This is a genomic window from Candidatus Methylobacter oryzae, from assembly GCF_003994235.2.
In the GTDB taxonomy this organism is placed as follows: domain Bacteria; phylum Pseudomonadota; class Gammaproteobacteria; order Methylococcales; family Methylomonadaceae; genus Methylobacter_A; species Methylobacter_A oryzae.
The window spans coordinates 55,034-74,568 of record NZ_RYFG02000026.1 but is presented as its reverse complement, the minus strand read 5'-3'; the positions used below and the strand labels follow the sequence as shown (position 1 = coordinate 74,568).

Below are 19,535 nucleotides of genomic sequence, written 5' to 3'. Positions count from 1 at the left end.
ATTAAAATAGTAAATAAAAGTAGTACAAGAGACGCAATTGACAGACTCAAAACATTTTTTCAGCAGTGACGGCGGGTTAGCGGACGTAATCCCCGGCTATCAGCCACGGGCGGCCCAGCTTGAAATGGCCGAAGCCATTGCCGATGCGATCGAAGCCAATCGGCATTTAATCGCCGAAGCCGGAACCGGAACCGGAAAGACTTTTGCTTATTTGGTGCCTGCCATTTTATCCGGCAAAAAAGTTATTATTTCGACCGGCACCAAAAATCTTCAGGACCAGCTGTTCAACAAAGACTTGCCGGTCATTCGCAAGGCGATGAAGACTCCGTTCGTTGCTGCATTGCTCAAAGGCCGCAGCAATTATTTGTGCACCTACAGGCTGAAGAATGCGTTAACGTCCACGCTCGGATTCAGCAAAGAAGATGCGGCGGCCTTGGCAAAAATCAAATCCTGGGCGAAGCGTACGATAATCGGCGACGTTTCGGAAATGTCCGAAGTGGCCGAAGCCGACCCGGTTTGGTATCAGGCGACTTCGTCGATAGACAACTGCCTGGGCCAGGATTGTCCGGATTATGCCGAATGCTTTTTGGTCAAGGCCCGGAAAAAAGCGCAGGAAAGCGAAATCCTGGTCGTTAATCATCATCTACTGTGCGCGGACTGGTCGATTCGCGACAACGGTTTCGGCGAGTTGTTGCCCGACGCCGAGGTGGTCATTATCGACGAGGCGCACCAGTTGGCCGATACCGCATCGAATTTCTTAGGCATCACCGTCAGCGCCAAGCAGATGAATGATCTGGCCAAGGATGCGTTGATGGAATATTTCAAGGACGCGACCGACATGCCGGCCTTGCGTACCGCCTGCGAAGATTTGGAACACGAGGTTAAGGACATGCGCTTGGCGTTCGGCATTGAGCTGAAACGCGGCGATTGGCAGGATATTGAAAACAATCCCAAAATAGCGGCGAGCCTGGCAGCGGTAAAAGACCAGTTGCAGCGCTTGTCCGATCAACTGGAACTGGCCTCGGTTAAAACCAAAGGCCTGGATTCGTGTTTTAAACGCGCCGACGAACTGCTGCAGCAGCTAAAAATTATTCTGGACGATAACAGCGGCAAATGGATACGCTGGTATGAGACCTACAAAAGCACGTTTACGTTAAGCCGGACGCCGCTGGATATTGCCGCCGAATTCCGCTCCTTTATGCAGCAACATCAGGCGGCCTGGATCTTTACTTCGGCGACGCTGAGCGTGGCGAACCGCTTCGATCATTTTGCCAATAACCTGGGACTGGGCAATGCGGCCAGCGAGAGTTGGGGAAGTCCGTTCGATTATGCCAATCAATCGCTGTTTTATCATCCGAAAGGCCTGCCGCAGCCGAACGATCCTGCGTTTATCCCGCTGATTATCGAGTTTGCGGTGCCGGTGTTGCAGGCCAGCAAGGGCAGGGCGTTTTTCCTGTTCACCAGCCATCGCGCGTTGAAAGAGGCTGCTGAATTGTTGGAGAAAAAAGTCGATTTTCCGTTGCTGATCCAGGGCAGCCGTCCCAAGGGCGTGTTGCTGGAGCAGTTTAAGCAGGCCGGCAACGCGGTGTTGCTGGGCACGTCGAGCTTTTGGGAAGGCGTCGATGTCCGGGGCGAGGCCTTATCCTGCGTGATTATCGACAAATTGCCGTTCGCCTCGCCCGGCGATCCGGTATTGAAAGCGCGGATGGACGCAATGACCAAACAAGGACGCAACCCGTTTTTCGAATACCAATTGCCGTCCGCGGTGATTGCGTTAAGGCAGGGCATAGGGCGCTTGATCCGTGACGTGACCGACCGGGGCGTATTGATGGTTTGCGATCCGCGCTTGTTGAAACGGTCTTACGGACAAATATTTTTGGATAGCGTGCCGGCGATGAAGCGTACCCGCGATATAGCAGATGTACGGGCGTTTTTTCAGGATGAACCGTAGAAACAGAAAATAGCCTGTGTTGCGAGATCGATCGGAGTACAGGTTTTGCCTGCCGGAGCAAGCGGAGCTTGCACCGCTATTCTCTGCTTAAATGCAACATCAATATTTAACGATGACCTTCTGAACTCACCACTCGATAACCGCCATTCACGGCTATCATCCGCTGAACAAATTATAAGCAAGAGACTAAATAATGAAATTACTGGCAGTAGAAACGTCAACCGAAGCCTGTTCGGTAGCGCTGTTTATTGATGGCGAAGTAAAAGAGCGCTTTGAGTTGGCGCCGCAAAAACATACCCAACTGATTTTGCCGATGATCGATTCATTAATGACTGAAGCCGGCTTAAAACCGCAGCAGTTGGATGCGCTGGCATTCAGTCGCGGCCCCGGATCGTTCACCGGCGTACGCATCGCGACCGGCGTGATTCAGGGCATTGCTTTGGGCGCCGAGTTGCCGGTTGTTCCTGTCTCCACTTTGGCGGCCATTGCACAGGACTTTTTCGATCATAATGACGAGAATGTCGCGTTTGTTGCGATGGATGCGCGGATGGGCGAGATATTCTGGGGCGTTTACCGGCGCGACGACCAAGGCTATGCCGAGTTGGTCGGCGACGAAGCGGTGACGCCTGCCGATGCGGTTGAGTTTCCCGACCTGACCGGCGTAGGGATCGGTTCAGGCTGGGGTGTTTACCACCAGCAATTAACGGCGCGTTTGGCCGAGTGCGTCAGCCGTTATCAAACGGATATGTTACCCAGGGCCGGGGCAATAGCCCGCTTGGGGGCGAGAGATTTTGAACTGGGGCAGGGCGTTCCGGTAGAACAGGCCATGCCGGTTTATCTGCGCGATAAAGTGGCAAAGAAAGAATCGGAGCGTCAATAAGCATTTTACCAACCTGAGTTCATTATTTATTAAGTATGATTAAATTCATTCTGCTGCTCGTCGCTCCGTTAGTCTTAAAAGGTTTATACGTTGATGATTTTATTTATCATTACACAACGACCCGGCTATTAGGCTTCTGCCAGGTTTTGGCGAATGATGCGATACTTTATTCCGGTTTGGCATTACTGCTCTATCTGTCGTTTTTGCCGCAAGTTAATCGATTATGTACTGCGCTGCTTAGAGTATTAGCCGTTATTCTATTTGCCGTTTATATAATCGATTACTTGATTATTGTTAACTTCAATACGCATCTGGCGGTTGGTGACGCAATAAAATATGCCGATTACTCCTATAAATATATTCAGCAAATATATGGAATAAATAATATCGGTTTTTTATTTATTATTGCCGTTATTGTTATTCCATTGATTCTATTTTCTTTTAGTAAACGGAAAATAACGAGCCGGCGTTACCGAAAAATACCTTTATTTATTATCGCCGCTTTGCCATTAATCTCGGGTTTTTCCGATAACCAAAAATACGCTCATTCGTGGATTTATAAAAACGTTATCGACTACAATTTAACTATCCTTTCGGAATCGTCGGCTTACAGCGATAAGTTTTTAAAAGCTTTCAATTTTAATGAGCAATCGTATTGTTCGGTTGAAACCGGCAAGCAAACTGAATTGAGCAGCTTGCCCGATCAAACCCTACTTATGCCCTCTGGGTATAAAAATATTATTATTTTGATGGTGGAATCGCTTTCGACTTACCAAAGCCAATACTTTTCAGGTATTAATAACTGGACGCCGAACATCGATTTAATTGCCGGCCAAAATCAAGCTTTCAAGAATTTTTATGCAAACGGTTTTATAACCGAGGATGGCGAAATAGCCTTATTGACCGGATTGCAGCCGATTTATCCGCCATCCAGTTATTCGGACGACGGCGGTACCTCATTCCACAGTTTTTTTAGTATCCCAAATTCATTACCAAATATATTAAAGAAATACGGATATAAGACCGAGTTTTTAACGACCGCCGATCTTGAATTCGGCAATACCGGCAACTGGGCTAGGAGCATTGGCTTTAACTATATTGAAGGGCACGACCAGCCCGAGTACGACAAATGGGAGCGCTTTCATTTTCAGGCGGCCCCTGATGAAGCGCTGTACGTAAGAGCATTGGACAGGGTTAAGCAAAATAACGGCAAGAAATTTTTTATTTTCATAAAAACCGTCAGCAGCCATCATCCTTATATTAATCCGGAAAATAAAGATAAATCCGAGTCGGAAGCGATCAGGTACACCGACAAACAAATAGGCCGCTTCTATCAACAGCTTCAAGCCGAAAGGTTTTTCGATAACGGGCTATTGGTTATTGTCGGCGACCATCATTCGATGACGCCGTTAAAAAAAGCCGAAGTCGATAACTATGGGCAATTCAAGGCCGCCGCCAAAGTACCTTTGATTATCGCCGACGGCGTCAATGCCGGCGTTGAAAACAATCAATACCAGCAGATCGATATATTCAACAGCTTGCAAGGCATGGTTTCCGGCCGGCAATGTTATACGGATTGGAATGGGATTTTATTGGGCGAACATAAAACGCCGCCGAAATACATTGCCCACCGCCGCGGCGATAATCGCGACATCGTCAGTATTTTTACCGAGAACGAAGATTTTTTGGTTAAGTTGGATGGTGATAGTACGAGATTGAGCGGTAACGAACCTGCAGAACCATCTATCAGGCAGATGCTGATCGATAAGGTTAATGCGTTGCGTATTGCACGTGTTAGCGGGTAGGTTTACAAGTAAATTGGTTCATGAGGTTTCGAACAGGGGGGATAACGACGAGCGCAACGCGTGGGAACGAGACATAGTGAACACCAGATATTCGTTACAAGCGCCCGGCAGCCTAGCGGTAAAACCGGGTGCAGCGATGGAATTTGACCCGATAACCGACGGCGATAATGGCTTCAAGATTATATACTTGATGCGGTATTGCTTGTTGTTGGAGGCAGTTATCAAGTATTTTTTGACGACTCGATCTTCCGTCAACTCTCTTTTGGCAAAGATATTTTTTAAATGCAGGCTGATATTCTGTTTGTTGGTTTGGAATAGCTCAGCGAGTATTGCTTAGGTTAACCAGACCGATTCATTCTGCAAATCTATTTCGATACGGGGTTGGCATTATCGGTTTGGTAGAGTACAAAGTTGCTGAGTGGGGCGTTTAAGTTCATGCCTGAAATATCTCTTTAATAAATTTATAGATTTTGGGATTTCGCTTCAGTAAACCGCCAGCCACTTTCAATATATAAAACAATTGAAGAAAAAAAACTTGCTTGAGAGAACTGTGTAGGTATTAGACTCAAGCTTAGGGTTCCGATCATGGCGGGTTGTCTTGGTACAACTCCCTTTAGCCGGGTGGCGGTGTTCAGTATATTCTATGTATTGAATCTGATGTTGATTGGCTGTTTTCGACCCAGGCCGTGTAAAAACGCCCGAAAAATGAAATGGTCGGCGTTTAGCGCAATTCACTCAAATTAACTCATGTGATGATCCGATTCTGGATCGGCTAACTTTTAAGTTTTATTGATTGCTACTGTTCAAAGCCCCTTGTTAGCCAGAGTTATACGACGAAAAAAGCACACTCAATGGCCATCAGGCCATCATGGCTTCCATCAAGATGGTGGTTCCCATTAGATTCATCACCCGCTTCATATTGTAAGCCAGTACATGCAAGCTCATCTCCGTGCCGACGTTTTTCAGTGTCTTGGTCAAAAAATGAGTTGATCCCATCCAGGCCTTGAGCGTGCCAAACGGATGCTCCACGGTTTGCCGCCGGATGCGCATGCTGTCGGGCGCCTTGTCCAAACGTGCCTGCATCGCATCGAGAACCTCTTCATGCTACCACCGGCTCACTCGCCGATAGGGGCTTGGTGTACATTGAGACTTGATTGGGCATTGGGGACAATAAGAACTCCAGTATTTATTGAGCGTTAATCCGTGTTCAACGGTGGAAAATCGCCAGATCAAGCGCTGGCCGGCCGGACATCGATATTCATTCTGGGACGCGTCGTAAATAAAATCGGCCTTATCAAATCGTCCGTCAGCCTTGGCTCCCGAGGTCACACACTTGGGGACGAAAGCGGTAATGCCGGCTTCATGGCATTTGCGGACTTCTTCGCCGCTAAAGTAACCTCGGTCAGCCACCACATTGAGACCAGAAACGCCCAGAGCGTCTTTGGCTTGCTGGGCCATGTTCGCTAACTGGCTGCGATCATGACCGACGTTGGTGACTTCGTGAACCACAATCAGATGATTTTTGGTGTCGACCGCAGTCTGGACGTTATAGCCCACCATACCACTGCCGCGGCCGCTGGTCGCCATGGAGCGCGCATCCGGATCGGTCAAGGAAATCTGCTTATCCGGGGTCTTTTGCAATTCGGTTTCGATGGTATCGAGTTTCGCCATTTGTGCTTTCAACTTATCGAGCTTTTCTTTCAAACGCTGGACTTTAGCTTCGGTAAAATCGGCAGGCTCTTGGCGGTCAGCTGTTTCCAGAGCCGACAGATAGCGTTCTATGCTGGCTTCGATTTGCTCTCGGCGTCGTTTGATCTTGTTGGTCGTGAAGTTGTTGTCGCGGTTGTTGACGGCTTTGAATTTGCTGCCATCGATGGCCACCGTCGCTTCCGTCAATAAGTTGAGCTGTCGGCAAAGCATGACAAATTGGCTACAAACTTTACGGATAGCAGGGCCATTGTCCTTGCGGAAGTTGGCGATGGTTTTGAAGTCCGGCGTCAAGCGTTCCATGAGCCAAATCAGCTCCAGGTTACGTTGGCTTTCACGCTCCAGTCGGCGACTGGATTGAATGCGGTTCAAGTAACCGTAGATATAAAGCTTAAGCAGGACGGCGGGATGATAGGCGGGCCGTCCGGTTTTTAGGGGCGTAACCCTGGTAAATCCTAATGATCCCAGATGCAGTTGCTCGACAAACACATCGACAACGCGAACAGGATTGTCGTCACTCACATAATCTTCCAGTTGCTCAGGAAATAAGGTGACCTGGGTTCGGTCTGCACTTTGAATGAAGCGTTTCATCTGCACTCCCGGTTGATGGTCGTGACCCTATGTTAACAGATGAGGCGTTTTTACACAGCCTGGACCCAAAGCGGGCATTCAACAATTCTGGCTCCCTGTGGCAGATAACTGAGTAGAGCAGACGTTCGGAGGCACTTTACATCGGCCAAATCCGACGTTGAGCTTGTTGATTACTAATCGGCTGTAACAGGGTTCGACCGGCCGTTTGACAATTCAGGCGATTGGCGGCGGCAAGCTCGAATGAAGCAAACAAATCTGCTCATTAACCCAGTCTTTAAGTTCTATCACAAGCTTAAGGAGAGAGTAAAATCGCATGCATGAAGACAGTATTTCGTTTAGCGCGGCCTAATTTTTGGGCAAATTGATCGGATTGATCAAATTTTGGATAGTAGCTGATATAAAATAAAAATCAATAACTTATGTTATTTTTTTGTGCATAATTCTGGTGTAGGACTTGAAATTTCACAGTTTCAAGCACCCGCCTCCGCCGGTTTCAACATTGAGGTTTTACCGACCATAATGTCGACGGCTTTGCGCAGCCTTTTGAATACCGAATCCTGGCAGTACGGAATACCGTGCTTCTCGCAGAGGGCCTTAACCTGCGGTTGCAACTTCTGATACTGGCTGAGTGGCAAATCCGGCCATAGGTGATGTTTGATCTGGTAGTTCAGCCAACCGTAGAGGAAGTCGTTGGCATTGGAGCCGGTCGGATAGTTGACCGAGCCGAGTATTTGGCGCAGGTAAAATTCGCCCTTGCTGTGCGCCTTTTCATCGAAGCTCATCACATCGTCGCCGGCATGGTTGGGCATCATCACCAGAAAGCTGTGGATGTTGGTCAGGATTTCCGCCAATACGGAATTCAATAACACACTGGTCACGGCAACACTTCCTAATGGCAGAAATAGCGCCGGCAGCAATACAAAGCGGTAAGCGACATAGGGCAGAATGCTTTTTAACCACAAGCCTCGGCCCTGTGGAGTGAATAAACTCCAGGCGTCGATGCGGGTCATCGTGGGTGCGGGCTGATGCTGGTGCCGATATTCGTTAAGGCGTAATTCTTTGTGGGTGCGTGGGGTGTAATAGCTAAGCTTCCAAACGCCCGAGAAAAATGCCATGATCGCGTAGCGTAACCACATCGGTAATTTCGACTGTCGCAGCCATTCCATGTTGTGCTGGGCATTGTTGGGATCGGCCGTCTCGCCAAGGCGGTAGTGATGCAGGACGTCGTGTTCGTGGTGCCAACCCGCCGGCGTCATCCAGTCCGGCCAATCCAGAAAACGGCGCCAGCCTTTAGCGAAGCCTTTGCTTTGGTAACGCGTACTGGTGCTGTCGATTTTGTCGTAACTGCGATGCTGGATCGGATGCGCAGCTTGAGTCCAACGGGTAAAACTACCCTGACTGATCAGCAGCGCGGACACGAGATTGGGAGCTATCCATGCCGTCGCATACCCCAACAATGAACAGGCTTGGCCCCAGCGCTCCATCCGCTTCATATGGCGAAAATCTTCCGGTCCCATGTCGGCCTGCGCTTGCAGATACAGCTGTTTAATATCTTTGGCTAGCTGTTCTCGGTTGACTGTCTGGTAACTATTCAGGCTCAATTAGGTAGCCTCGCTGAAGTTCAATTGGAAAATATTCATTTCATTTATGCAATGTTTGATTGCGGAAACAAAAAAAAGCCCCTCGACTAGAAGTAGAGAGGCTGGATGGTTTTGATCTCAGAATCAAAGATTCCGAGACCGATCCCTTTACTTCGAAGAATCAAAAAGTCCTGAGAAGGATCGACTTCGACTGCTACGGTGGTCACTCGCTCAAACGGCTAATGAGGAGGTAACCGACGGAGTGACCACCACATAAAGTGTCTAAGTTCTTAAATGAAAGATTTCAGATTGGCAAATCCTTCGCGAGCTGCTTTCAATTCTTGCGCAGCACCTGGAAAATCCGATTTTCTCGCGGCATCGCGAGCTTTTCTCAGGATTTTTTGCACTTTGGTGCGTTCAAAGTCAAATTTGTAGTTGGCGTCCAGTTCTTTAGCTTTTTCGCTAGCGTCTGCGATTAAGGTAGTCAGTTGTTCTGCATTACCTGCAGGAACGGCCTCTAAAGCGATTTGGATTTTGGCGTCGACTTCTTTCAACGAGTCAGACACGTTAACTTTGGCTTCCGTGGCGAAAGTTGCGCCGGAAAAGCCCAGCATGGCGAAAAACAGAGCGAATGCGATAAATACTTTTTTCAATGACATGATTTAATCTCTATAAAAATAATGGGGTATTAAAATATCTTTCAGGTATGACGTTTGACTTCCTTGTTGTCTGCTCCTCATAAAGTGTCAAACATCGGAGTTGTATTAAACTATTGATTATTAGGATTGAAAAGCGCTAAAATTCGCTCATACCTATCGAATTCATCGATCAATATGACCCCAAACCCCAAAATTTCGCTGGACCAGTTGCGAGCGCTTGTGTCAGTTGTGGATGCGGGCGGCTATGCGCAGGCTGCTGACCAACTCCACAAGAGCCAATCCACGATGACTTATGCGGTGCATAAACTGGAACAGTTGCTGGGCATTAAAGTCTTCGAAATACAGGGCCGAAAGGCAGTGCTGACCAGCGTCGGTCAAGTGTTGTATCGACGAGGAAAGACACTCATGGAGGAAGCCGTGCGTCTGGAACACGTGGCGGCCAGCCTGGCGGCAGGTTGGGAGCCAGAATTGCGACTGGCCGTGGACACCATTTTCCCCACTTGGCTGTTGTTGGAAGCCTTGGCGCGCTTTTCCGATGAACATCCCGAAACGCGCATCGAGCTTATCGAGACGGTGCTGAGTGGCACCGATGAAGCATTGCAGGAGGGCCTTGTCGAACTGGGTATCGGTCCGACGGTGCCGGCGGGATTTGTCGGCGATCCTCTCATACGAGTGCGCTTCATCGCCAGCGCCCACCCTGACCATCCACTACATCAGTTGAGAGGGCCGCTTACGATGGCGGATTTGCGTCAGCACAGGCATCTGGTGGTTCGTGACACTGGCCGTGAGCGAACGCGCACAGTCAGCTGGCTCAATGAGCAGCGCTGGACCGTGGGCCAGCAGGCTACCTCGATTCGTGCCGCTTGCCTAGGGCTAGGTTATGCTTGGTATGCTGAGGATCTCATCCGTCTGGAACTCGACACCGGAAAGTTAAAACCGCTCCCGCTGGAGGAGGGGTCGGAACGCTGGTCGACCCTGTACTTGATCTTCGCCGACCGCGATGCAACAGGTCCTGGCGCCTTGCGGATCGCTGAAATCCTTCGCGATCAATTGGCCCTACGATGTCCCCAATCCTGCCTGACGGATACCATCCTAGGGCGGAATACTTCGCCGCCGAACGGTTAGTCAAAGGCAGCAAGGCCGGTCTGTGATTCCAGCAGAACGCCATACCGCCTTGGGTGTTCCGTCATCCTGAGCGAGCACAGGTGAAAACTTCAGAGCCCCGCGTGGCCGCGAAGGGATTGCGGACCGATGCCTAACTTCTGATGAGCCAGCATGTCAGCCATCTTAAAGCCGATGCCGTGGATATCTAATGCCAAGCGATAGGGATTTCGCGCACTTTCTCGATTGCCTGCTCACCATAAGGTTTTGTAAATTCGTACCGAACGCGAGGTACCGACGCCATGCGATTGGAGAAAAAGGGCGGCGGTTTGTAGGAAGGCAATAAAGAATCATACCGGGTAATAAAGTCTCATGCTGGCTAGGCAATAATGTTTCATACCATCGCAAAATCAACGACATAAACACCTGTGGTTGATCGGGTATGCAACGAAACCACGTTTTCAGTATGAAACTTTAATTTTCAAGCGATTTTTGTTGATGTGACGAAATACGGCTTGCAGCCGTTTCCAGTATTAATCTTTATTGCCTAACTACACGGTTGCCACGGCATTGGCATCGACTTGACCCTCGCTTCCGGGCTATCGCGGCCATTTGAGTGTCTGCTTGCCCGCAATGATGAACTTCCGCTTTTGGCCGATACCCGTTATTTATAATTCATCAAATAAATGTTTTCTGGACAGGTTAAGGGCGGTAGCAAGTAGCCGGTATATAGCTTGCGGAATCCGGGACTCCGGGATACAGATCGTCCCGTATTCCACTATGCTACATATACACGTTCCCTATCTACCCCTCACCGCCGACAAAATCAAATCCTGGTTCAACACGATTAACATTTTGCCGGTCGTATTACTTTCCGGGATGTTGACCAGCGATTTGACGTAGCCGCCATCGCCGCGCAGCAGTTCGCCGACCTGTTGAACCTGCGATTTTTCAAAGCTTGGAATCGCATCAAGTCCGTCAACCAATAAGCCGATCGGTCCTGTTTCGGTCTTGACGACGACAATCGCGCCGGCGGTGTTTTCCGGTTCATCCGGCTCGATTGGCGTGTTGGTCAAAATCCGTCCGTCGATGACGATGATCGGGGTTTTTTCGTTTTTACCGTCGGGGCTGTTGTACAAGACGCTGCCGACGACGTAGGATTTGGTGCCGGGCAGCGGGTTGATCATTGATACTTCTATCGCTTCGACCACATCGGCGGAATAAAACGCGTAAACCTCCGAGCCGATATAAAACGTTGCCAGGTCGACAACGTCGCCGCTTATCGGCTCTTGCGGATAAGAGATGGCGACGCGTTGCTCCGTGCCGGCGGTCTCGGATTTCTCGCCAATCGGGATAAATACGAACGCGGCCACGTCGTTATGGTAATCGCCCGTGGTTTTAAATTCGCGGTATCCGCGCGACGAGTAACAGCCGACCGCGTAGTATTTTTTGTTATATAGCACGATTTTGGATTTGCCGGTGCCTTCGTGCAGTTCAAAAAATTCGGGATCTATCCACAGCACGTCGCCATTCTGGTAATTGGAACCTTCGGTCGATGCAATGATGCGGCCGCTGGGGCGTTCGACAAACAGGCCGAAAGAGCCGGGTTTGTCGGGCAGGCAGTCTTCAAGCATGTGTTTGAATTCGGGCGTGGAATCAAACACGATGCCGATACCGCCAACCACTTTGTTCATGTCGTCAATATGGCGGATCGCGGCGTTGTAGATATAGGTCGGTTTATCGCCGTACAGCCAGGACTCGTCAAAAGGCGAGACGCGGTATTCTTGCGGCGAACGCAGGGAAAATGTTTCCTGCGCATAAGAGAAGGGCACTTGCCGGCCTACCGCGTCGAGCGGGTCGCCGTGCAGGTTGGATTCGGCCACGATATTGCCTTTGATGTCGTAGATAAAAAGCCGCGTGTAGACTGTGTACAGTTTGTTGATGTAGATCAGTATCTCGGTGATTTTGGCTTTATCTTCCGAGCTCAGCCGACCTTCGGAAACAATACGCCGGATTTCCGAGGTCAGCGCCCACCAGCGGCAGTCATTGCTGCGCTCGTACAGGTTGCGATCCATAATGTCGATCATCAGCCTGGCGATGGATTCGGCGTTACGCAGTTCGGAGGTGATCATCGTGGTGTGCAGCTTGCTGCTTGAGTCGGCCAGGGCTTGAGCTGTGCGCGCGCCCATGGAACGAAGTTGTTTCAAAATCGCTTTCAGCGATAATAAGTTGCCGTGTTCGTTAGTCGCCATGACTTGGCCGTTCCAGATTACGCGATGCAGGAACAGGTTGATGTTTTCGGCCGCATCGGCGATCAGGCTGGACAGCTCGGTCGACAGCGAGTCGCCGTGGCGGAGAATTTCGGCGTTGATTTCTTTATCGGATGCGGAGAAGCCGAATGCAGAGTGCAACGGAATCATCGCGTGTCCGTACCATTCCTGCCCGGCATAGCCTTGATAAGGCCGGCCGCGGTGCGTTACCGATAAATATTCGCGTCCGGCAAAGTCGAGCATGCCGTAGGTATTGCCTTCGGGGACGGCTTCAATGACGCGGCCAATCGGCACATGATCCTGGTCGCTGGTTGCAATGACCACTGAATCGGCATTCAGCAATAACATGACGGCTTTGTCGCCTTTCTTTTGCAGGCTGCGAAAGATGCCTTCCATTTCGTTGTCAAAACGAAACGACAGGCATAAAACGCCAATGACGGTGTCGTCAACCAGGTCGACGATGCGTTTTGAATAAATAAGAGCTCTGTCTGTATCGGGTCTGAGGCTGGTCTTGCCGAAGGTTTCGACATAGTCCTCTATCGAGTTTAAGGTCTTGCGGATAAGCGGATCGGAAATGCTTTGAACGTTTGTAGAGCCACTGCGGTCAAGCCGGGCCAGAATACGGCTGTTAGTGTCCAGAATGATAATATCGTCGTATACGGTATATTTTGCACAATACTCATCAAGCAGTTGGTTGATCGAACCGATATTGGTTCTCTCGCCGTTTGCAGAGGCCTGTACAAAATTGCATATGTCGGCGTTGGTCGCCAAAAAGCCGATGTCCGCTGTACGCTCATACAGGTTGCGCACCAGTATATCTATCGAAACTTGTGCTTTGGATTCAAGCTCAAGGCAGGTTTTTTTAATTTCTTCGCCGACCAGTTGGCTGGTCAGTTTGTTTTCAAGATCGGCAAAGCCTTTTTTTGTGGCTTCCATTGCCGGGAGTATGGTTGCTGCTTCTGCGGGGCAACTGATTTCTGCAATAGCGGAAACTAATCCCCAGGTTCCATTTAAGTCGCGGAGAATTTCCTTGCACTGGGAAACACTCCGGATATAAGGAGAAAAAGTTTCGAAACGTTCAGCTTCTGACAGCATGTAGTTATCCTTAAGTGGTGTGTTAAAAATGAAACAAGATATTGGCAATATTTAAGCAAGATGTAAGCCACTTGTACTATAAGCTAACGAAGGCAAGGCTTAAAAGATGTTGCTAAAGCTGTGCTTGCAACGAATGCACCAAAATGGTGCTTGGAATGGATGCAGATTGCTAATCCTGTGCGGATGTTTGAGTACGATGTACGGAATGTTTCAATCGCCTGTTTGTGGTTATCGATGATATTAATCTTGTTAATATCATCGGTAGCCGAAATTTATTCATGCTTTTATAAAAATGTGACCACAGATAACATTAATTTTTATCTAATTAAAGATATTGTGGCTGAGTAAAGCAAAATTAAAGTGGGTGTTGAAATGTTAGATTGTTCTTTGTCAGTAAATGGATGGCATAGGTCAAATTCAAATAGTGGCCGCCACATTGGGATGAGGATGCCGGTCTTATTTTTGCCTTTATTCGCTAACACATTTTAATTAATAATGTTAGTTGTATGGTTGCAAATGGAAGTAAAAAATGGTAAAAGAAAAATATATTTTTTTTAATTTTGATGTGCGGGATTTATCAACCATATTTATCGAAAAGCTTTGATTTATATAATGTTTGCGGCCAACAAAGCTCAATTTAATAAAGAAAGTTAGTATTAACGAAGCGCAATAACTTAAACAAAATTAGCAATACTCAATCCCAGATTCAATAACTGTAATGAATGGATCGTTACAGTTCTTTTCACAAGCGGTGGTAAATAGCCAATATTGCGAATTTTGGCTGTTGACATGTTTTTTACAGGGGGAATAGCGGACACTCTAAATACGCTTTAGCCTGCGTTTGAGCCATTAAATAACGATACTTGCTTTCTGGCTGATTTATCTAAATATCACTCTGCATAGCCATGAGATAAGGGGGGGCTTGATTAGGCCGAATCGGAACTTATAAAAAACCAGTGTTTCTGTTTGGTTTCAGAATGCTGAGATCGGGATAGTAATTGTTGATTTAAAGTTATGGTGCGTAATATGAAAAGAAACAAGATAATTAAGACTTTCAATCTGGACAAAATAATTGAACTCAAACAGCTTACCGCCTTTCATGAGGCGGGACATGCAGCGGGTATTCACTTAAACAATAAAGCCAGATGCTTACCGCCGCTATCTTTTAAAATTGTCTTTAAAGAAACGAGCCGCGTAAGAGACGCGGATATCCGGGCTTATCAAGCTAGCCATCATGATTGCAGTGCCAGTGTGGAAGGCGGGCGGTTAATTAAATTATTTCCCTTTATTAATGGGCCAATATGTGAATTAGCAGAGCATAAAGGTTCTATATTGCAATGGGAAAAGGACTATAGAGAAAAACTTGAAGCAGATATTATTAACTTGCTTATTGGGCCGCTGGCTGAAGCTAAATATGTTGCTGAGACCGATGATGAGCTTTTTAACTATAAGCTAGTGAATATAAATGCGTTAAAAAATTATGGGGGCAACTCGGATATTTTTTTGATTTATAGATATTTACAACATTTATCTACCGATAAACAACAAAGAGAAGAAATATTGGATGCGTTATTTATGGAAGCTTTTAATTTTGTCAATAATGATGAAAATTGGGCAGCGATAAGTAAATTGGCTCGTTATATTCTTGAGAGCAATAAAAGTACTATTTGTTACGAAGAAATTATCTTAATGCTTGACCAAGCGATAGCTCATTTTCAACGTCAAGTCTCTTTTATGGCGCAGCATCATTATTGGGGATGGTTCAAAGAGGCATGAAATTTCCAAACATTAATAATCCGTATTTCACATTCTTAAAAGATAAACTTAAGCCCAGCCGGGGCTTGTCATATGCATCAACTTAATAAAAGTCGTCATTCCGGGCAGGATAGCTTGATAAGTTTTACTGCCCGGAATGACTTTATACGGTTTGCGTAGTATTTTTCACTTTTTCAAAATCATGTTTTTAATCGTTCGATTAGTTATTTGAGCGATTGATGTCATTTCACTTTCTTTGTTGTCCGGTCTACGTAATTAGGCTTATTGATCTTTATCGTATGCGAAAGATAATAAATAGCCTTTTCAGAAATTGTTCAAATTACCGATTCGGCGACTAAGCTTAGCGCGTTTTGATCTGATTACGCTTTCTGATTCTATCAATAGCTATTAACAATCAAGGGCAGCTATGCATCAGACTTCCCGGCTTCTTCCCCCTATTGTCACCAAAGTGTCAGGAGAAATCAGGCACGTAGGCGTAGAGCTTGAATTTTCCGGGCTGACTTTTGAAAACATTGCCCGACTGATTCAAGAACAGTTCGGGGGACGTGTTATCGCTAACACTGCTTACGAAAACACGGTGGTAGATACGAGTTTAGGCGATTTTAAAGTTGAACTGGATTTTCAATATTTGAAAGAAAAAGGTCGCTATAAGCATGAATCCGATCATTTTCTGGATCAGCTCGATGGATGGTCGGAGATTATTTTGCGCATCGCAGCGGAGCAACTTGTGCCTTTCGAGATCGTCTCGCCGCCGATTCCTATCGATCGTCTCGGCGAACTGAACCAATTGATTCAACGCTTACGGGAGTCGGGCGCGCAAGGTACTGAAACTGGCGCACTGTATGCTTTTGGCTTGCATTTCAACCCGGAGTTGCCCAGTCTGAATATTGAAACAATTGTTTGTTATCTGAAGGCTTTTCTGTGTCTTTATGATTGGCTGGTCCATCATAGCCGGATCGCTCTGACCCGTTCGATGACCGGCTATATTTCCCCGTTTCCAACGGACTATATCCGCCAGGTGGTTGATTTGGACTATCGTCCCGATCAGGACAGATTAATCGATGATTACCTGATAGCCAATCCTACCCGCAACCGGGCGTTGGATATGCTGCCGTTATTTACCTATCTGGATAGAGCCAGAACGCTGTCGATCATTGACGATACTCGCGTTCACCCCAGACCCACCTTGCATTACCGCTTACCTAATTGCCAAATCGATAAGCCCGGCTGGAATATTGACGTGGATTGGCGTAACTGGCTAATGGTCGAAAGGCTGGCCTGCAACCGCGAGCGCTTGGATGCGATATGTCAGGCTTATATAAGGTTTTTGGATAGGCCTGTCGCAGAGCTGTTTCAAAATTGGCAAGAGATGGTTGACGAATGCCTGAAACGCAATTGCAGCCTGTAATCGGCGTGACAGGACCTGGCAAAGGCGGAGATCGTGCCTGGTATTTTACTCGTTATGCGATTATCTGGGCGGGCGGCAGACCGTTACGGCTTACGCCTGAAAATTCGCATTTGCATGAGGAATTAAACGGCATTGTGATCGGCGGCGGAGACGATATTCATCCCACGCTTTATGAATCGGAAGTATTGCCCAATAGCCGCTATGACAAGGAACGGGATATGTTTGAATTACTCTATATTGAAAAATCCTTGAAACAGGATATACCGATGCTGGCCATTTGCCGCGGTGAGCAGTTGCTTAACACTTATCTGGGCGGTAATCTTCATCAGGACCTCAGTAAACTGCGCCGGCATACATGTAACCGCTGGACAGTCTTGCCGGTGAAAACCCTGGTGGTGGAGCCGGACAGTCGTCTCAATGCATTGCTTGGAACTACTCGTTGCAGGATTAACAGCCTTCACTCGCAAGCTATCAATCAGTTAGGGAGCGGCTTAAGAATTGCCGGCCGTGATCTGGATAATATCGTGCAGGCCGTCGAAGATCCGGTGCGGCCGTTCGTGATTGGCGTTCAATGGCATCCCGAATATTTGCTCTACCTGGCCTATCAACGCAATCTTTTCCGAGCGTTGGTTGAATCGGCGCGCCACGTTATATGATGGCTTATTTTAGCTTGTTCGGAGTCAGTTTCTTGGCCGCGACGCTGATTCCGTTTTATTCGGAAGTCGCGTTGGTCGGTTTGCTGGCTGCCGGCTACGATCCTGTGTTGCTTTGGTTATTCGCATCGTTGGGCAATACCTTGGGCGCTGTCGTGAACTGGCTTCTAGGCCGTTATCTCTTGCATTTTGAGCATAAACGCTGGTTTCCGTTCCCTGCCGCAAAATTGCACCGCTACCAGCGCTGGTACCGGCATTTCGGCGTTTGGTCATTGTTACTTGCTTGGTTGCCGGTCGGCGGCGATGCGTTAACATTTATTGCCGGGGTCATGAAAGTGAATCTTGGTATTTTTGTAATTTTGGTGGGCTTGGGCAAAAGCTTGCGTTATGCGGTTATTATTGCGTTGTCGGAACAAATTTTATGATGCTCGAATAAGCGCCTGTAAAACAACGAAGCTTATTTGTGATTGGCCAACAATGATAGAATCAAAAGCCTCCACATTTATCTTTAGGTAAAAGCCATGCTTTATATCGAACCGAATCAGCCAGGCAGTAAAGTCGAGTTTAAATCCCGTTATCAAAATTTTATCGGCGGCAGTTGGGTCGAACCGGTTAAAGGGCAATATTTTGAAAACTTGAGTCCGGTTAACGGCAAGGTTTTCTGTCAAATTCCCCGTTCCGGCGCCGAAGATATTGAATTGGCCTTGGATGCGGCTCATGCCGCCAGCGCGGCCTGGGCAGAAACTTCGGTCACGGAGCGATCCAATATCTTGCTAAAAATAGCCGACCGCATCGAAGCGAATCTTGAAACACTGGCCGTTGCGGAAACCTGGGATAACGGCAAAGCGGTACGTGAAACGCTGGCTGCCGACATACCGTTATGCGTCGATCATTTTCGCTACTTTGCCGGATGCATTCGCGCCCAGGAAGGTTCAATCGGCGAAATCGATAAAAATACCGTTGCTTATCATTTCCACGAGCCGCTGGGCGTGGTCGGGCAGATTATTCCGTGGAATTTTCCGTTGCTGATGGCCTGCTGGAAATTAGCCCCGGCTTTGGCGGCGGGTAATTGCGTGGTCATGAAACCGGCCGAGCAAACCCCGGCGTCTATTTTAGTGTTGATGGAATTGATCGGCGATTTATTGCAGGCGGGTACGGTTAATATCGTCAACGGCTATGGCGCGGAAGCAGGGCAGGCCTTAGCGACCAGCACGCGGATTGCAAAAATAGCGTTTACCGGCTCAACGCCTGTCGGTTCGCATATTCTGAAATGCGCGGCAGAAAATATTATTCCTTCAACCGTCGAGTTGGGCGGCAAGTCTCCGAATATTTTCTTTGAAGATGTATTAAACCAAGAAGATGATTTTGTCAGCAAATGCGTAGAAGGTGCGGTGCTGGCCTTTTTCAACCAAGGCGAAGTTTGTACCTGTCCGTCGCGCTTATTGGTGCAGGAATCTATCTACGATGAATTTATCTCCAAAGTCATCGCGCGCGCGAAGCAGATTAAACGCGGCAATCCGTTGGATACCGAAACGATGGTCGGCGCGCAAGCCTCTAAACAACAATTCGACAAGATTTTGGGCTATCTGCAAATCGGTAAGGACGAGGGCGCGGAAGTATTAATCGGCGGCAAGGCTGAATCCTTAGGCGGCGGTTTCTCCGAAGGCTACTACATCGAACCGACCATCATGAAAGGCGGCAATAAAATGCGCATTTTCCAGGAAGAAATTTTCGGGCCTGTCATATCGGTTACCACGTTTAAGGACGAAGCCGAAGCGTTAGAGATTGCCAACGACACTCAGTTCGGCCTGGGAGCCGGCGTCTGGAGTCGCGACATGAACCGTGCTTACCGTATGGGACGCGGTATCCAGGCCGGCCGGGTATGGGTTAATTGCTATCATCATTATCCGGCTCATGCGGCTTTCGGCGGCTATAAAAAGTCGGGCGTAGGCCGCGAGACGCACAAGATGATGCTGGATCATTATCAGCAAACTAAAAATATGCTGGTCAGTTACGATATTAATCCGCTGGGCTTTTTCTAGGCCCGATTATCAGTTAT

At 48.0% G+C, this 19,535-nt stretch carries 12 protein-coding genes and 2 pseudogenes; 9 read left to right on the top strand and 5 right to left on the bottom strand.

All coding sequences use genetic code 11. From position 1 onward, the window contains the following. The first annotated feature begins 37 nt into the window (after nucleotides 1-37). The 3 genes from EKO24_RS05925 to EKO24_RS05915 all read left to right on the top strand — a co-directional run bounded on the left by EKO24_RS05925 (nucleotide 38) and on the right by EKO24_RS05915 (nucleotide 4,636). On the top strand, nucleotides 38-1,951 hold the full coding sequence (locus EKO24_RS05925) for a DNA repair helicase YoaA (RefSeq protein ID WP_127027192.1): 1,914 nt from the start codon (nucleotides 38-40) through the stop codon (nucleotides 1,949-1,951). A gap of 193 nt (nucleotides 1,952-2,144) precedes the next feature. Further along, complete coding sequence (gene tsaB / locus EKO24_RS05920) at nucleotides 2,145-2,831, top strand: tRNA (adenosine(37)-N6)-threonylcarbamoyltransferase complex dimerization subunit type 1 TsaB (protein ID WP_127027193.1); 687 nt, start codon at nucleotides 2,145-2,147, stop codon at nucleotides 2,829-2,831. Between the two features lie 35 nt (nucleotides 2,832-2,866). Continuing rightward, entirely contained in the window at nucleotides 2,867-4,636 is a 1,770-nt protein-coding gene (locus EKO24_RS05915; RefSeq protein WP_127027194.1) for an LTA synthase family protein, read from the top strand. An 858-nt stretch (nucleotides 4,637-5,494) separates the two neighbouring features. On the opposite strand, the pseudogene EKO24_RS05905 reads toward EKO24_RS05915, so the two are convergent. The 3 genes and pseudogenes from EKO24_RS05905 to EKO24_RS05895 all read right to left on the bottom strand — a co-directional run bounded on the left by EKO24_RS05905 (nucleotide 5,495) and on the right by EKO24_RS05895 (nucleotide 9,173). After that, a pseudogene (locus tag EKO24_RS05905) lies at nucleotides 5,495-6,934 on the bottom strand (IS1182 family transposase). A gap of 470 nt (nucleotides 6,935-7,404) precedes the next feature. Further along, nucleotides 7,405-8,535: a fatty acid desaturase family protein gene (locus tag EKO24_RS05900; protein ID WP_127027195.1), complete on the bottom strand. Its 1,131-nt coding sequence runs from the start codon at nucleotides 8,533-8,535 to the stop codon at nucleotides 7,405-7,407. Between the two features lie 269 nt (nucleotides 8,536-8,804). Then, complete coding sequence (locus tag EKO24_RS05895; protein ID WP_127027196.1) at nucleotides 8,805-9,173, bottom strand: hypothetical protein; 369 nt, start codon at nucleotides 9,171-9,173, stop codon at nucleotides 8,805-8,807. Between the two features lie 174 nt (nucleotides 9,174-9,347). Between EKO24_RS05895 and EKO24_RS05890 the strand changes: the two genes are divergently transcribed. Next, the gene (locus EKO24_RS05890) at nucleotides 9,348-10,298 is read left to right on the top strand and encodes a LysR family transcriptional regulator (protein WP_127027197.1); all 951 of its coding nucleotides are present in this window, start codon (nucleotides 9,348-9,350) and stop codon (nucleotides 10,296-10,298) included. 89 nt (nucleotides 10,299-10,387) lie between these two features. On the opposite strand, the pseudogene EKO24_RS23100 reads toward EKO24_RS05890, so the two are convergent. Both EKO24_RS23100 and EKO24_RS05880 read right to left on the bottom strand, forming a co-directional pair. Continuing rightward, nucleotides 10,388-10,495, bottom strand: a pseudogene (locus EKO24_RS23100) (hypothetical protein); the annotation flags it as partial. 579 nt (nucleotides 10,496-11,074) lie between these two features. Continuing rightward, nucleotides 11,075-13,639 (bottom strand): chemotaxis protein CheW, encoded by a 2,565-nt coding sequence (locus EKO24_RS05880; RefSeq protein ID WP_127027198.1) that lies wholly within the window; start codon nucleotides 13,637-13,639, stop codon nucleotides 11,075-11,077. 1,026 nt (nucleotides 13,640-14,665) lie between these two features. Here EKO24_RS05880 and EKO24_RS05875 point away from each other — a divergent pair. The 5 genes from EKO24_RS05875 to exaC all read left to right on the top strand — a co-directional run bounded on the left by EKO24_RS05875 (nucleotide 14,666) and on the right by exaC (nucleotide 19,518). After that, nucleotides 14,666-15,415: a hypothetical protein gene (locus EKO24_RS05875; RefSeq protein WP_127027199.1), complete on the top strand. Its 750-nt coding sequence runs from the start codon at nucleotides 14,666-14,668 to the stop codon at nucleotides 15,413-15,415. Between the two features lie 406 nt (nucleotides 15,416-15,821). After that, entirely contained in the window at nucleotides 15,822-16,823 is a 1,002-nt protein-coding gene (locus tag EKO24_RS05870) for an amidoligase family protein (protein ID WP_127027200.1), read from the top strand. Next, nucleotides 16,796-17,479 (top strand): gamma-glutamyl-gamma-aminobutyrate hydrolase family protein, encoded by a 684-nt coding sequence (locus EKO24_RS05865; RefSeq protein WP_127027201.1) that lies wholly within the window; start codon nucleotides 16,796-16,798, stop codon nucleotides 17,477-17,479. The genes EKO24_RS05870 and EKO24_RS05865 overlap by 28 nt, the downstream gene beginning before the upstream one ends. Continuing rightward, entirely contained in the window at nucleotides 17,476-17,901 is a 426-nt protein-coding gene (locus tag EKO24_RS05860; RefSeq protein WP_127027202.1) for a YqaA family protein, read from the top strand. The genes EKO24_RS05865 and EKO24_RS05860 overlap by 4 nt, the downstream gene beginning before the upstream one ends. A 96-nt stretch (nucleotides 17,902-17,997) precedes the next feature. After that, nucleotides 17,998-19,518, top strand: coding sequence for an acetaldehyde dehydrogenase ExaC (gene exaC / locus EKO24_RS05855; RefSeq protein WP_127027203.1), 1,521 nt, complete (start codon nucleotides 17,998-18,000; stop codon nucleotides 19,516-19,518). The last annotated feature ends 17 nt before the right edge of the window (nucleotides 19,519-19,535 follow it).

Coding starts and splice junctions, on each gene's coding strand:
- tsaB (WP_127027193.1), top strand. CDS start 2,145: ATGAAATTACTGGCAGTAGAAACGTCAACCGAAGCCTGTTCGGTAGCG.
- EKO24_RS05915 (WP_127027194.1), top strand. CDS start 2,867: ATGATTAAATTCATTCTGCTGCTCGTCGCTCCGTTAGTCTTAAAAGGT.
- EKO24_RS05895 (WP_127027196.1), bottom strand. CDS start 9,173: ATGTCATTGAAAAAAGTATTTATCGCATTCGCTCTGTTTTTCGCCATG.
- EKO24_RS05890 (WP_127027197.1), top strand. CDS start 9,348: ATGACCCCAAACCCCAAAATTTCGCTGGACCAGTTGCGAGCGCTTGTG.
- EKO24_RS05880 (WP_127027198.1), bottom strand. CDS start 13,639: ATGCTGTCAGAAGCTGAACGTTTCGAAACTTTTTCTCCTTATATCCGG.
- EKO24_RS05875 (WP_127027199.1), top strand. CDS start 14,666: ATGAAAAGAAACAAGATAATTAAGACTTTCAATCTGGACAAAATAATT.
- EKO24_RS05870 (WP_127027200.1), top strand. CDS start 15,822: ATGCATCAGACTTCCCGGCTTCTTCCCCCTATTGTCACCAAAGTGTCA.
- EKO24_RS05865 (WP_127027201.1), top strand. CDS start 16,796: ATGCCTGAAACGCAATTGCAGCCTGTAATCGGCGTGACAGGACCTGGC.
- EKO24_RS05860 (WP_127027202.1), top strand. CDS start 17,476: ATGATGGCTTATTTTAGCTTGTTCGGAGTCAGTTTCTTGGCCGCGACG.
- exaC (WP_127027203.1), top strand. CDS start 17,998: ATGCTTTATATCGAACCGAATCAGCCAGGCAGTAAAGTCGAGTTTAAA.